Here is a 13,220-nt window from a genome sequence, read left to right on the forward strand (position 1 = left end):
TACAGTAGCCGATCCACAGAGTGCAAAACGGCTGGTAGTTAGCGTAAATTGCTGTCGAACCAGTCGAAGATCCTGGTTTGCGCGTCGATGAGATCGTCGCGCTCCTCCTCGTCGTCGCCGGGTTTGTCGGCGCGGTGCAGCAGACCCGGATAACTGATCACCAGACTGGCCACCTCGGCGCGGGCGGCGGCGTCGCGCAACCGGTCGACCTCCTCCGGCGGAGTGTTCGGATCGGTCTCGCCGAACAGGCCGAGCCACGGTGCCTGCAATCGCGGGGCCGCGTCGACGAGCGCCTCGGCCTTATCGGTGAGCGGGCTCACGATGCCGGGGGCCGCGACGCTGACGGCGGCGCCGATGGGGCGGTTGGTGGCGACGAGGAAGGCGGCGGTGCCCGCGGTGTCGAAGCCGAGCGCGCCGATGCAGTCCGGGAACACCCCGCGCCGGGTGAGCCAGTCGAAGCAGGCGTCGAAATCCTCGAACAGTTCGTCGCCGAACACCCCGGTGGTCGGGGTGTCGGTGGCGCGGTGGAACAGGTTGGGCGCGACGACCGTCCAGCCCTCGGTGGCCAACGCCTGCATGAGCTCCAGCAACGGCCCGGTGAACTCACTGGACTCGTGCAGCAACACGATGCCGCCACGGGCATTGCCCTCGGGTTCGACCACGGTGATGGGCACCTGCTGGTGCGCGGCCGGGCGCCGGTCCGGCTCGAGCTCACCCTCGGTTGCCATGTCGTCCCCGACGCGCAGCGGCGCTAGATCGTCATAAGTGCCCGACATGAATCCAGCGTAGGACCGATTTCTGATCTTGGGGAGAAATTGCACGTGAGAGGCCCTCGCGCACGGAAATTCCGGCGCCGGGCATATGGTTGGGGGGTGACCGCGCAGATTCGGCCGGACCTCGATTCCATTCCGGCGTACGTCCCCGGCCGCAACCATCCCGGTGCGGTCAAACTGGCCAGCAACGAGACCACCTTCGGTCCGCTGCCCGCCGCCCTCAAGGCCATCACCGAGGCGGCCGAGCTGTCGAGCCGCTACCCGGACAATCAGGTCACCGAGCTGCGGGCGGCGCTCGCGGAGTTCCTCGGCGTCTCCCCGGCGAACGTCGCGGTGGGCTGCGGCAGCGTCGCGCTGTGCCAGGAGCTGGTGCAGATCACCTGCTCCTCCCCCGACGACGAGGTGCTGTTCGCGTGGCGCTCGTTCGAGGCGTACCCGATCGTCACCCAGGTGGGCAATGCCAAGGCCGTGCCGGTGCCGCTGGACCCGGAGCTGGTGCACGATCTGGATGCGATCGCCGCGGCGGTCACCGAACGCACCAAGATGATCTTCATCTGCAATCCGAACAACCCGACCGGCACCGCGGTCGGCCGCGCGGCGCTGACCCGCTTCCTCGACACCGTGCCGGACAACGTGCTCGTGGTGCTGGACGAGGCCTACTACGAGTACATGCGGCTCACCCCGCAGGACCGCCCCGACGGCGTCGAGCTCGGCCGTACCCGGCCCAATGTCGTTGTGCTACGCACCTTCTCGAAGGCCTACGGTTTGGCCGGGCTGCGCGCGGGCTATGCGGTGGGCGCCCCGGAGGTGATCACCGCGCTGCTGAAGGTGCACATCCCGTTCAGCGTCAACCGGGTGGCGCAGGCCGCCGCGATCGCTTCGCTGGAGGCACGCCATGAGCTGCTCGATCGCACCGAACCGCTGATCGCCGAGCGTGACCGGGTGCGCGATGCCTTGCTGGCCGCGGGCTACCGGGTGCCGCCGAGTGAGGCGAACTTCGTGTGGCTGGCGCTGGGCGAGCACAGTGTCCCGTTCGCCGAGGCGAGCGCCGAGGCGGGGGTGCTGGTTCGGCCGTTCGCCGGCGACGGGGTGCGCGTCACCGCCGGCGATCCGCACGAGAACGATCTGTTCCTGAGCTTCGCCACCGATCCGGCGGTCGCCGCCCGGTTCACCGGCTGAACCTCGGCTATCGCCTCTGCCGAGCGTCGGGCGGCGGCCGAGCCCCGGAACGTCAGGGCCGTGCCGCTCGATCCTGCGGCCACGCCGACCAGCCCGCTGATCAGGCGGTGCCGAGCTCGCGGGTCCTCACTCCACGCCGACGCGCCCGCTGTTCAGACGGCGCCGAACCCGCGGATCCTCACTCCACGCCGAGCCCGCGCGCGATGGTCGGCCAGGAGCTGACCAGCTCGTCGGCCCAGTACGGCCAGGAATGGGTGCCCGTAGGCCGCAGGTTCGCGGTATGCGCGATGCCGAGAGCATTGAGCCGGTCGATAAGCCGGCGGGTACAGGTGTTGGTGCCCGCCTCCAGCGGGCTGCCGAAGCCGATGGCGGTGAGAAGTTCCGGGTTACTCGGGACCTCGTACTTGCCGGGCACGCCGCTACCCGAGGACAGGTAGATCGCCTTGCCGCGCAACGCTTCCGCGTTCCGGGTGACGTCGTGCGCCAGCCAGGCAGGGTCTTCGGGCTCGCCGAACATATTGTCCGGATCGCCCTTGTAGGTGGCGATCACGGCGCGAACCTGCGCCTGCCCGAGATCGGATCCGCTGGTGTAGCAGCCGCTGTGCGCGGCGACGGCGGCGTAGAGCCGCGGTTCGCGCACCGCGAGCATCATCGCCCCCTCGGCGCCCATCGACACACCCATCAGGGCATTGCGGCCGTTGCCGTTGAATCGGGCGTCGATCAGCGGGGGCAGTTCCTTGGTCAGGAACGTCTCCCACATGTTCGTGCCGAGCACCGGATCGGGCCGCTGCCAGTCGGTGTAGTAGCTGGCGGGCCCGCCGACGGTGAGCACCACGTTGACGTTCTTGTCCTCGTAGAACGGCACCGCGCCACCGCGTTCGATCCAGTTGTTGCTGTCCTCGACGGCGCTGCGGCCGTCGAGCATGTAGACGGTGGGCCGGGGCGCGCTGCGATCGCGCGGCAACAGCACCTGCACTTCGACGGTCCGGCTCATCGCGGGCGAATCGACGTAGACCCGCAGCCTGCGGTCGGTGATCTCGCTGACGCCGCTGATCCTCGGGCGCGCCGGCATCGGCCTGGTCTGCTCGGCCATGCCCGGTCCGTCGGAGGATCCGGTGCCCTGTTCCTCAGCGGGCGCGGCCGTCGAATGGGGGGCGCCGATCGCCGCCGCACCGATCAAGAGTGCGGCGCTCACCAGCGCGCCGGACAGCCGGCGCCGCGGTCCACGCCGTGACAGCATGTGGCCATAGTGCCAGAAGCGCCCGCCCGGTCGCCGCGCCGAAAAGCGCGCCGGGCGCGGATTCACCCGGCGACCAGCACGGATGACCGGGATCAGGGTTCGTAGACGCCGTAGGCGCGATTGGCGATGCACATCGGCACCACGTGCTGCTCGCGCCGCCATTCGAATCGCGCGGCGGCCTCGACGGTTTCGCGTTCCACCAGGCAGACGGTGGTGGTGCCGGGCAGGGTGATGTTCGCCAGCGGCGAGACGGCCAGCGGGATCCCGATGTAGACCTTGTTGTTCATGCACACCGGCACCACCGGCACGCCACGAATACCGCTGTGGCGGTCGGCGATGCCCTGCGCGTGCGGCACGCCCGAACAGTCCAGCGGGTTGGCGTCGCTCGCCTGCGCGGGGGCAGCGGCGAGGGTGAGACCGGCCGCGGTACCCACGGCCAGCAAGCTCAGGGATCTAGCGATGGTGGTCCACGTCATAGCCGCATTGAAACACTCGCAGTGCACGACACACTCGATAATCGCGGCGTGTCCGCACGCTGGGACGCGATCGGTATCGGGCGGCGCCGCCCGCCGAGGCCGGGAAGAACCGGCCGTCGGCGCGGGCTGGTGGCGGAGACGGAGGGATTTGAACCCCCGGTCGCTCTCACGACGCTCGCTTTCAAGGCGAGTGCATTCGGCCGCTCTGCCACGTCTCCAGGTCCACGATCGTAACCGATCGGGCGGGCAAGTCAGTGGCCGTCCGAGAGGGCCTCGAGGTCGATGCGGCCGAAGACATCGGCGATGACGTCGAGCTGCTCCGGGGTGAGCAGGTCGATGAATCCCTTGCGCACGGCCTCGACATGACCGGGCGCGGCCTCCGACAGCCTGCGCATTCCGGTGTCGGTGAGCTCGGCCAGCACGCCGCGCCCGTCTTCGACACAGGTGTTGCGGCGCACCAGGCCCTGGGCCTCCATCCGGCGGATCTGGTGGGTGAGGCGGCTGCGTGAGGACAGCACGCCGTCGGCCAGTTCGCTCATCCGCAGCGCACGGCCCGGCGCCTCGGAAAGCAGTACCAGGATGCGGTATTCGGCAAGGCTCAGATCGTTGTCGCGTTGCAGCTGCCGGTTCAACGCGGTCATCAAGCGGAGGTGGCCGTCCATGAAGGCCCGCCACGCGTTCTGCTGAGCCGGGGTCAGCCACTCCGGCTCAGCGGAAACGCGACCGCTTGGTTTGGTAGGCACGTCGGTATTCTATGCCGCCCCACCAGCGAAGTTACCGGCCGGTTACCCTTGTCGCGCTCAGCGCGGGGTCACCAGCAGGTCGCGCGAGAGATCACCGACCTTCCCGTGACCGGACAGGCCCATCGCCGAATCGAAGTCGGCCAGCAGCAGACGCAGCGCGTGCCGGACGCCGTCGTGGCCGGCGATGCCGAGGCCGTAGGCCCACGGTCGGCCGTAGAACACCGCCTTGGCTCCCAGCGCCAGCGCGATGAGCATGTCCGAGCCGGTGCGGATTCCGGAATCGAAGAGCACATCGGCCCGATCGCCGACACCGGCGACGACGGCGGGCAGCGCGTCCAGCGCCGCGATGGAACCGTCGACCTGACGGCCACCGTGATTGCTCACCACCACCGCGTCGGCGCCGGCGTCGACCACCTGCCTGGCGTCGTCGGGGTGCAGGATGCCCTTGACCGCGATCGGCAGATCGGTCCATTCGCGCAGGTGCGCGATATCGGCCGGGCGCAGAGTGTGGTTGCCGAAGAGCCCGGCCCAGGTGAGGATCGCGGTGCGCATGGCGTCCTCGCTGTCCTCCGGCGCGGCGGGAAGTTTGGCGCGGAACACCGGATCGGACAGGTAGTTCGCGATGCCCTTGCCCATCAGGAACGGCAGATGCGCCAGCTCCAGATCGCGTGGACGCCAGCCGAGCGAGGGCGTGTCCACGGTGACGACGATGGCCTTGGCGCCCGCCTGCTCGGCCCGCTGGACGAACGAGCGCGCCAGATCGTTGTCGGCGGGCCAGTACAGCTGATACCACCATTGCCCCGACACCGCGCCGACCTCTTCGATGGTCGACGACGCCGCCGTGGACAGCACCATGCCGACCCCGAGCTCCTTGGTGACCTCACCGACCACCGTCTCGCCCCGGTCCTGGAGCAGCTCGAGCACGCCGACGGGCGCGGTGAGCACCGGCGCGGCCAGTTTGGTGCCGAGCACCTCGACCGACAGATCGCGGGTGCCGTGGCCGGTGGTGCCGCGCAGCATGCGCGGGACGAGCCGGTAGCGGTCGAAGGCGGCGCGGTTGGCCCGCGCGGTCCGCTCGCCCGACGCGCTCCCCGCGACGTAGGCGAAGGCCTCGGCGCCGAGCAACTCCCGGGCGCGCTCCTCGAGACCATCGGCCGTCATCGGCAGTTCCGGAACCTCGCCACCGAGGCCACGGAAGTAGATCTCATTCTGAAAGTCGATGAAGCTGCTCACGGTCGAAGACGCTAGCGCCTACCTCCCGTAACCGCGCCCACACTCGGCGAATCCGCAGCGCCGTCCGCACTCTCGCGACACCGCGCCGCTCTCGCGGCACCGACACCCCTCTCGCCATGCCACGCTCGCCCGCCACTCTCGCGCCACCACAGGCGTCACCGCCGATCACTTGCAGCAATCCCCGCCCAGCCCGCTCACCCGTGGCGATCCTGCACCGAGAGTTACACCACCGTGGCCCCTACTCGGGCGATGCCTCGGCCATGTAGCGCTCGACGAGCTCCCGCGATGGCCGGGCGGCGGGGCGGTCCGGCAGTATGGGCGCGTGCGTGCGATCACGTTGAACGGATTCGGTGGGCCGGAGGTCATGGAGTGGGCGGACGCGCCCGAACCCGAGGCCGGTGCCGGCGAAGTGCTCATCGACGTGGCGGCGGCCGGGGTGAACCGGGCCGACATCATGCAGCGCAAGGGGCACTATCCGCCGCCGCCGGGCGCGAGCGAGATTCCCGGGCTGGAATGCTCGGGCGTGATCGCGGCGGTCGGCGAGGGCGTGCGTGACTGGTCGGTGGGTGATCGGGTGTGCGCGCTGCTGTCCGGCGGCGGCTATGCCGAGCGGGCCGTGGCGCCGGCCGGGCAGCTGCTGCCCGTCCCGGACGGGCTCGATCTGGGCGCGGCGGCCGGGCTACCGGAGGTCGCGGCGACGGTGTGGTCGAACCTGGTGATGACCGCAGGCCTGCGCGCCGGACAGCTGGTGCTGATCCACGGCGGCGGCAGCGGCATCGGCACCCATGCGATCCAAGTGGCGAAGCGACTCGGTGCGCGTGTCGCGGTGACGGCGGGTTCGGCGAACAAGCTGGAACAGTGCGCCGAGCTGGGCGCCGACATCCTGATCAACTACCGGGAGCAGGACTTCGTCGAGGTCATTCGCGCCGAGCAGGGCAGCGGCGGGCCGGGCGCCGACATCATTCTGGACAATATGGGTGCCGCCTATCTGGCCCGCAATGTGGAGGCGCTGGCCACCTACGGGCAGCTGGTCGTCATCGGATTGCAGGGCGGGGCGAAGGCCGAGTTGAACCTCGCGGCGCTGCTCGGCAAGCGCGCGGCGGTGCGGGCGACGAACCTGCGCGGCCGTCCTGCGTCCGGGCCTGGCAGCAAGGCCGAGATCATCGGCGAGGTCCGCAAGCATGTGTGGCCGCTGGTCACGGAGGGTGCGGTGGTTCCGGTGATAGCGGCGGAACTGCCGATCAGCGAGGTGGGCCAGGCGCACGCGCTGCTCGATTCGCCCGACACGGTGGGCAAGGTCGTCCTGCGGATCGGTGATTACTGAGTTCATCGCCTCGGCTGCCGGTCGAGCGAGCGGGCTGCGGATGGCTCACCAGCGGCGCCGCGCTCACCGGGGGGCCACCTACCGCCGCGACGGCTTCGATGTGAAGGTCCGGCGGGCGAGTTCCGGTGCGCATGAGGAACCGGCCGACCAGGCGACCGATGCTTGTTCGTCTCGCCTCAGTCCAGCGCCGCGAGCGCCCGGCCGAGCTGATCGATCTCGAACTTCGTCGTATACGGCGCCAGCCCGACGGTCACCGCACCACCTTCATCGTTGACGCCGAGCGCGTCGAGCAACCGGCTGCCGCCGTGCGTGCCGCTGAGCACGCCGATGCGGTTGTCGGCCAGCTTGGCGGCGATCTTCTCCGCTTGCAGGCCGACCATGGTGAAGCTGACGGTCGGGATGCGGGTGGAGGCGCGGCCGATGACGGTGAGGTTGTCGATCTTGTCGAGGGTGTCCATCAGATGCTCGAACAGCTGGTCGTGGTAGTCCTGCAACGAGGTGATGGAGATTTCCAGGCGTTCGCGTCTGGTGCCGGTGGCGCGTTCGTCGAGCCCGGCGAGGTAGTCGATCGAGGTGGTGAGCCCGGCCAGCAGCGAGTACTGATGCCCGCCGACCTCGAGCCGTTCAGCACCCTTGGCATACGGGTTGAGCGACATCGACGGGATGCGATCCAGGAACGCCGGATCGCGGAAGACCAGCGCACCGATCTGCGGACCGCCCCACGACGGTGCGCTCAGCGCGACCACGTCGGCATTGAGCTCTTCGATATCGATCAGCGCGTACGGCGCGGCACCGAACGCGTCGGCGACCAGCAGCCCGCCCACCTCGTGCACCCGGTCGGCGGCCACCCGGACCGCAGGCGCGGAGCCGACGATCGGCGAGGCGGCGGTCAGCGCGACCAGGCGCGCGGTGGGGCCGATCAGCTCCTCGAACTGCCAGGCGGGCATCTCGCAGGTCTCGATCTCCACCTCGGCCCAGCGCACATGCGCCCCGTAGCGGTTGGCGATGCGCAGCCAGGGGGCCACATTGGCCTCGTCATCCAGGCGCGACAGCACGATCCCGGTACCGAGCCCCAGGCGCGAGCTCAGCGATTCGGCCAGCCAGGCCAGCAGTACCGCACGATCGGGTCCGAGCACGACGCCGGCGGGATCACCGCCGACCAGGTCCGCGACGGCCTCGCGCGCCGCGTCCAGAATGGCGGCGCTGCGTTTGGCTGCGTGATGGCGGCCCACGTGGGAAAACGACGACGTACGGAAACCTGTTGACACGGCCCGGGATACCGAATCCGGAACCAGCATGCCCGCTTGCGGGTCGAGATGGATCCAGCCGTCGCCCAGGGACGGTATCAGGCCCCGAACCCGTGCGACGTCGTAAGTCATGCTGGCCACTCTAAGGGCAGCGGGTGAGGCCGCGTAACCCTCCCCACAGCCACCGTCTTTAGCACGTCGGCGCCCGACGCGACATGATAGAGACCATGACGCACTCGGATGACGCATCGGATCCCGTCGTCGTTATCGGACCCGAAGGACGCCCCCTGCTGCTACCCAGCGGCAAGGAATCGGACGCGCCCTACACCGCGCAGGTGGTCTCGAACGGCGACGAGAAAACCAACGACTCCGACGAGCGCGATGACTCCGGCGAATCGCTGGCCGACATGGTCGAGCAGCCCGCGAAGGTCATGCGTATCGGCACCATGATCAAGCAGCTGCTCGAGGAGGTCAGGGCGGCACCGCTGGACGACGCCAGCCGCGCCCGGCTGCGTGAGATCCACAAGTCCTCGATCCACGAGCTGGAGCAGGGCCTTGCCCCGGAGCTGCGCGAGGAGCTGGAACGGCTGACGCTGCCGTTCACCGATGAGTCGGTGCCATCGGATGCCGAGCTGCGCATCGCCCAGGCCCAGCTGGTCGGCTGGCTGGAGGGCCTGTTCCACGGCATCCAGACCGCGCTGTTCGCCCAGCAGATGGCGGCGCGGGCGCAGCTGGAGCAGATGCGTCAGGGGGCATTGCCGCCGGGCGTGCACGCGAGCGACCAGCGGGCGGCCCAGCACGGCCACATGGGCGGCACCGGCCAGTATCTGTAACCCTGGACAATGTTCAATGGCGCCCGGCCGGGAGACCTGCGTGGTTACACTCCGCTGCCTCCTCCGGGCCTTGACCCGGCCGGGCGGCAATGCTGGCGGGGCCCGGCACGGCTCGGCCGAGTAGTGTCGACCACCGTGCCCGCCGCTGCCGCTCGCCCCGACTCGGTTTCCGATGTGAGTAACGAACAGACCTCAGAACCCACCGTCACCGCGCCCGTCGAGCCCGCCGAACCGCTGGTCTCGGACTCGCAATCGTTCGCCCGCGCGTTCAAGGACATGCGCGACGGCTTCGGCCAGCGCGAGCTGTGGCTATCGCTGGGCTGGCAGGACATCAAGCAGCGCTACCGCCGCTCGGTGCTCGGCCCGTTCTGGATCACCATCGCCACCGGCGTGCAGGCCACCGCCATCGGCATCCTGTACGCGGCGCTGCTCGGGCAGCCGCTGCGCGAGTACCTGCCGTATGTGGCGGTCGGGTTGATCGTGTGGAACGTCATCCAGGCCAGCATCCTGGAGGGCTCGGATGTGTTCATCGCCAACGAGGGCCTCATCAAGCAGTTGCCCTCGGCGTTGAGCGTGCACGTCTACCGGCTGGTGTGGCGGCAGTTCTTGTTCTTCGCGCACAATTTCGCGATCTATTTCGTGGTGCTGCTCGCCTTCGGGGTGTGGCAGAACCTGCATTGGACGGTCGTCTTCGCGATACCGGCGCTGCTGCTGATCTTCGCCAATTCCATGTGGGTATCGATCCTGTTCGGCATCTTCAGCACCCGCTACCGCGATATCGCGCCGATTCTGGGCAGCATGACGCTGATGCTGTTCGTGCTGACGCCGGTCATGTGGAACACCAAGAGCCTGCAAGAACAGGGCGGCGATGTGGCCGACCGGGCCAAGCTGGCCGAAATCGTGCCGACCTTCCACTACCTGGAAATCGTGCGGGCGCCGCTGCTGGGCGATGATCAGCGGCTCTATCACTGGGGCATCGTCGGCGCGATCACCGTGGTCGGCTGGATCGCCGCGGTGTTCGCCCTGAAGAAATTCCGTTCGCGCGTGCCGTACTGGGTATAGGAGCCGATGCAGCGATGACAGATCATGTGAGCATCGAAACCCGCAACGCGTGGGTGGAGTTCCCCATCTTCGACGCGAAATCGCGGTCGTTGAAAAAGGCGTTCCTCGGCAAGGCCGGCGGCGCGATCGGGCGCAATCAGTCCGACGTCGTGGTGGTCGAGGCGCTGCGCGACATCACCCTCTCGCTCAAAGAAGGCGACCGGATCGGCCTGGTCGGGCACAACGGCGCGGGCAAATCCACGCTGCTTCGGCTGCTGTCGGGGATCTATGAACCCTCGCGCGGCAGCGCCCGCATTCGCGGCCGGGTCGCGCCGGTTTTCGATCTCGGTGTCGGCATGGACCCGGAGATCTCCGGGTACGAGAACATCATCATTCGCGGGCTGTTCCTCGGCCAGACCCGCAAGCAGATGATGGCCAAGATCGATGAGATCGCCGATTTCACCGAACTCGGCGAATACCTGTCGATGCCGCTGCGCACCTACTCCACCGGCATGCGGGTGCGGCTGGCGATGGGCGTCGTCACCTCGATCGACCCGGAAATCCTGCTGCTGGACGAGGGCATCGGCGCGGTCGACGCGGAATTCATGAAAAAAGCCCGGCTGCGCCTCCAGAAATTGGTGGCCCGATCCGGCATCCTGGTCTTCGCCAGCCATTCCAACGAATTCCTCGCCCAGCTCTGCGATTCGGCCCTGTGGATCGATCACGGCCAGGTCCGGCTGCACGGCGGTATCGAAGAAGTGGTGCGGGCCTACGAGGGCCCGGAGGCGGGTAATCACGTCGCGACCGTCCTTGCCGAATTGGCAGCCGAGCAGGCCGCCGACGACGCCGAACGAGAACTGGAGCCGAACCAGACATGAGTGAGCCGACCGGGAAGAACACCCCGATCGCTGCCGGGGCGTCCCCGGTCGAGTCCGCGACCTCCGCCGAACACGCGGCAGTCGATACCGGCGCGACCGCTCGCATCGTCGCCGTCGTCGTCACCCACAAGCGGCGCGAACTGCTGGCCGAATCGCTGAAGGTGCTGGCCACCCAGTCGCGGCCGGTCGACCATCTCATCGTCGTCGACAACGGCAACGAACCCGAGGTCGCCGAACTGGTCGGCGATCAGCCGGTGGAAACCACCTACCTCGGCTCGGCGCACAACCTCGGCGGCGCGGGCGGTTTCGCGCTCGGCATCCTGCACGCGCTCAGCCTCGGCGCCGACTGGGTGTGGCTGGCCGACGACGACGGCAGGCCCGAAGGCCCCGAGGTGCTGGCGACGCTGCTGGACTGCGCGGGTAGGCACGGGCTGGTCGAGGTGTCCCCCGTGGTCTGCGATATCGACGAGCCGGACCGGCTGGCCTTCCCGCTGCGGCGTGGGGTGGTGTGGCGGCGGCTGCGTTCGGAGCTCGGCGAGGAGGATTTCCTGCCGGGGATCGCGTCGCTGTTCAACGGTGCGCTCATCTCGGCGCGGGCGATCGACGTCATCGGGGTGCCCGATCTGCGGCTGTTCGTACGCGGCGACGAGGTCGAGGTGCATCGGCGGCTGGTGCGCTCCGGGCTGCCGTTCGGCACCTGCCTGCAAACCGCGTACCTGCACCCCAACGGCGCCGCCGAATTCAAGCCGATCCTCGGCGGCCGCATGCACACCCAGTACCCGGACGATCCGGTCAAGCGCTACTTCACCTACCGCAACCGCGGCTACCTCATGTCGCAGCCCGGTATGCGCAAACTGCTGCCGCAGGAATGGATTCGCTTCTCCTGGTTCTTCCTGGTCACCCGGCGCGACCCGGCCGGGCTGCGCGAATGGTTCCATCTGCGCAGCCTGGGACGGCACGAGCAGTTCGGGAAGCCGGAGTCGGATTAATTCGGTTGCGCGGGCCAGGACCGCGTGTGAGAGTTGGGCAGACCGAGGTGAATGAGGAGGTGGAGTTCGTGGTGAACGTCGCGCGGATTGTCGTGTCCGGATCGGCTGTGCAGGCCGGCGGACCGAACTCCATCTCGTACTCAACTCGCTGAGCCCCGTCGTGGGCTCGGCGCCCTCACGGAGGTTCTCTCACCATGGTCGATTACGACCTGCTGATTCCCTATGGCTGGACCGACAGCGTCCGGCTCGATTACGCCGCACATCTGGAGCCCGATCGCGTACCCGCACGGGTGATCCGGATGGACCGCGGCGAATGCGATGTCGCCACACCCACCGGCCTCGGCCGGGCGATCTGCCCGCGCTCGGACTCCGACATCAGTGGACTGTGCACCGGTGACTGGGTGCTCATCGACGCGGCGATGACCGTGCGGCGACTGCTGCCGCGACGCTCGGCGATCGTGCGCACCACCGCGTCACGGGATTCGCGTGCCCAGGTGCTCGCCGCCAACGTCGACACGGTGCTGATCTGCACCCCCGCCGACGGTGACGTCGACCTCGGCCGGATCGAGCGCATGCTCGCCCTGGCCTGGGAGTCGCAGGCGCAACCCGTCGTCGTGCTCACCAAAGCCGATGCGGCCGAGCATCTTCCGCTCGACGAGGTGCGGGCCGTCGCACCCGGCGCCACCGTCGTCGCGGTCAGCGCCACCAGCGCGTACGGGCTCGATGTGCTCACCGCCCTGCTAGACGGCACCGTCGCCCTGATCGGACCATCCGGTGCCGGCAAGTCGACGCTGGCCAACGCGCTGCTCGGCGCAGAGGTGTTCGCCACGGACGATGTTCGCGCCGTCGACAAGAAGGGCAAGCACACCACCGTGCACCGCGAACTGCGTCCGCTGCCCGGCGGCGGGACGCTGATCGATACGCCCGGTCTCCGCGGTGTCGGCCTGTGGGATGCGTCCGACGGTATCGGCCGCACCTTCAGCGATATCGAATCGCTCGCCGCCGACTGCCGGTTCACCGACTGCGCGCACGACGCCGAACCCGGGTGTGCGGTGCGCGCCGCCATCGACAGCGGCGAACTCACCGAGCGGCGGCTCGACAACTACCGCAAGCTCGCGCGCGAGAACGAGTGGATGGCCGCGCGCAGCGATAAGCGGCTGCGTGCCGAGCGCGAGAAGGTCTGGCGCGATATCTCCAAACAGCATCGGCGGATGTTCCGGGAGAAGAACTCGCGGCGCTGAACCGCAGGGCGGCGGGGCCATCG

13 protein-coding genes and 1 tRNA gene are annotated in these 13,220 nt (G+C 68.8%); 7 read left to right on the forward strand and 7 right to left on the reverse strand.

Features of this window, described 5'->3' with window-relative positions; translation table 11 throughout:
* Positions 1-38: 38 nt before the first annotated feature.
* A complete protein-coding gene (locus tag FEK34_RS11360; RefSeq protein ID WP_138447812.1) occupies positions 39-776 on the reverse strand; it encodes a dienelactone hydrolase family protein in 738 nt (245 codons plus the stop codon).
* 96 nt (positions 777-872) lie between these two features.
* Between FEK34_RS11360 and hisC the strand changes: the two genes are divergently transcribed.
* Entirely contained in the window at positions 873-1,952 is a 1,080-nt protein-coding gene (hisC, locus tag FEK34_RS11365) for a histidinol-phosphate transaminase (RefSeq protein WP_138447813.1), read from the forward strand.
* A gap of 178 nt (positions 1,953-2,130) precedes the next feature.
* Here the strand turns inward: hisC and FEK34_RS11370 are convergent, their stop codons facing one another.
* The 5 genes from FEK34_RS11370 to FEK34_RS11390 all read right to left on the reverse strand — a co-directional run bounded on the left by FEK34_RS11370 (position 2,131) and on the right by FEK34_RS11390 (position 5,644).
* On the reverse strand, positions 2,131-3,192 hold the full coding sequence (locus FEK34_RS11370) for an alpha/beta hydrolase (RefSeq protein WP_138447814.1): 1,062 nt from the start codon (positions 3,190-3,192) through the stop codon (positions 2,131-2,133).
* A 92-nt stretch (positions 3,193-3,284) separates the two neighbouring features.
* Complete coding sequence (locus tag FEK34_RS11375; protein WP_249358991.1) at positions 3,285-3,668, reverse strand: hypothetical protein; 384 nt, start codon at positions 3,666-3,668, stop codon at positions 3,285-3,287.
* A gap of 130 nt (positions 3,669-3,798) precedes the next feature.
* Positions 3,799-3,886, reverse strand: a tRNA-Ser gene (locus FEK34_RS11380).
* Positions 3,887-3,919: 33 nt separating this feature from the next.
* Positions 3,920-4,330, reverse strand: a complete 411-nt coding sequence (locus FEK34_RS11385; RefSeq protein WP_138448113.1) for a MarR family winged helix-turn-helix transcriptional regulator — start codon at positions 4,328-4,330, stop codon at positions 3,920-3,922.
* A gap of 138 nt (positions 4,331-4,468) precedes the next feature.
* Positions 4,469-5,644 carry a lactate 2-monooxygenase gene (locus FEK34_RS11390; protein WP_138447815.1) on the reverse strand — a complete coding sequence of 392 codons (1,176 nt, stop codon included), beginning with the start codon at positions 5,642-5,644 and terminating at the stop codon, positions 4,469-4,471.
* 322 nt (positions 5,645-5,966) lie between these two features.
* On the opposite strand from FEK34_RS11390, the gene FEK34_RS11395 reads away from it, so the two are divergent.
* Complete coding sequence (locus tag FEK34_RS11395; RefSeq protein WP_138447816.1) at positions 5,967-6,968, forward strand: NAD(P)H-quinone oxidoreductase; 1,002 nt, start codon at positions 5,967-5,969, stop codon at positions 6,966-6,968.
* A 176-nt stretch (positions 6,969-7,144) separates the two neighbouring features.
* Here the strand turns inward: FEK34_RS11395 and FEK34_RS11400 are convergent, their stop codons facing one another.
* Complete coding sequence (locus tag FEK34_RS11400) at positions 7,145-8,347, reverse strand: cysteine desulfurase-like protein (protein WP_138447817.1); 1,203 nt, start codon at positions 8,345-8,347, stop codon at positions 7,145-7,147.
* Positions 8,348-8,442: 95 nt separating this feature from the next.
* Here FEK34_RS11400 and FEK34_RS11405 point away from each other — a divergent pair, with 95 nt between their 5' ends.
* The 5 genes from FEK34_RS11405 to rsgA all read left to right on the forward strand — a co-directional run bounded on the left by FEK34_RS11405 (position 8,443) and on the right by rsgA (position 13,197).
* Positions 8,443-9,048, forward strand: coding sequence for a bacterial proteasome activator family protein (locus FEK34_RS11405; RefSeq protein ID WP_138447818.1), 606 nt, complete (start codon positions 8,443-8,445; stop codon positions 9,046-9,048).
* Positions 9,049-9,222: 174 nt separating this feature from the next.
* Positions 9,223-10,110 (forward strand): galactan export ABC transporter permease subunit Wzm/RfbD, encoded by an 888-nt coding sequence (gene wzm, locus FEK34_RS11410; protein WP_373365044.1) that lies wholly within the window; start codon positions 9,223-9,225, stop codon positions 10,108-10,110.
* Positions 10,111-10,124: 14 nt separating this feature from the next.
* Positions 10,125-10,967, forward strand: coding sequence for a galactan export ABC transporter ATP-binding subunit Wzt/RfbE (gene wzt / locus FEK34_RS11415; protein WP_138447819.1), 843 nt, complete (start codon positions 10,125-10,127; stop codon positions 10,965-10,967).
* A complete protein-coding gene (gene glfT1 / locus FEK34_RS11420; protein WP_249358994.1) occupies positions 10,964-11,956 on the forward strand; it encodes a galactofuranosyltransferase GlfT1 in 993 nt (330 codons plus the stop codon). The genes wzt and glfT1 overlap by 4 nt, the downstream gene beginning before the upstream one ends.
* Positions 11,957-12,150: 194 nt before the next feature.
* The gene (gene rsgA, locus FEK34_RS11425; RefSeq protein WP_138447820.1) at positions 12,151-13,197 is read left to right on the forward strand and encodes a ribosome small subunit-dependent GTPase A; all 1,047 of its coding nucleotides are present in this window, start codon (positions 12,151-12,153) and stop codon (positions 13,195-13,197) included.
* The last annotated feature ends 23 nt before the right edge of the window (positions 13,198-13,220 follow it).

Origin of the sequence: Nocardia cyriacigeorgica, assembly GCF_005863245.1 — a bacterium.
Lineage (GTDB): Bacteria > Actinomycetota > Actinomycetes > Mycobacteriales > Mycobacteriaceae > Nocardia > Nocardia cyriacigeorgica_C.

Excerpts from the sequence above, each read along its gene's own strand:
- rsgA (WP_138447820.1), top strand. The coding sequence starts at position 12,151 with ATGGTCGATTACGACCTGCTGATTCCCTATGGCTGGACCGACAGCGTC.
- FEK34_RS11375 (WP_249358991.1), bottom strand. The coding sequence starts at position 3,668 with ATGACGTGGACCACCATCGCTAGATCCCTGAGCTTGCTGGCCGTGGGT.
- FEK34_RS11360 (WP_138447812.1), bottom strand. The coding sequence starts at position 776 with ATGTCGGGCACTTATGACGATCTAGCGCCGCTGCGCGTCGGGGACGAC.
- FEK34_RS11405 (WP_138447818.1), top strand. The coding sequence starts at position 8,443 with ATGACGCACTCGGATGACGCATCGGATCCCGTCGTCGTTATCGGACCC.
- FEK34_RS11400 (WP_138447817.1), bottom strand. The coding sequence starts at position 8,347 with ATGACTTACGACGTCGCACGGGTTCGGGGCCTGATACCGTCCCTGGGC.
- FEK34_RS11385 (WP_138448113.1), bottom strand. The coding sequence starts at position 4,330 with ATGGACGGCCACCTCCGCTTGATGACCGCGTTGAACCGGCAGCTGCAA.
- FEK34_RS11370 (WP_138447814.1), bottom strand. The coding sequence starts at position 3,192 with ATGCTGTCACGGCGTGGACCGCGGCGCCGGCTGTCCGGCGCGCTGGTG.
- glfT1 (WP_249358994.1), top strand. The coding sequence starts at position 10,964 with ATGAGTGAGCCGACCGGGAAGAACACCCCGATCGCTGCCGGGGCGTCC.
- wzt (WP_138447819.1), top strand. The coding sequence starts at position 10,125 with ATGACAGATCATGTGAGCATCGAAACCCGCAACGCGTGGGTGGAGTTC.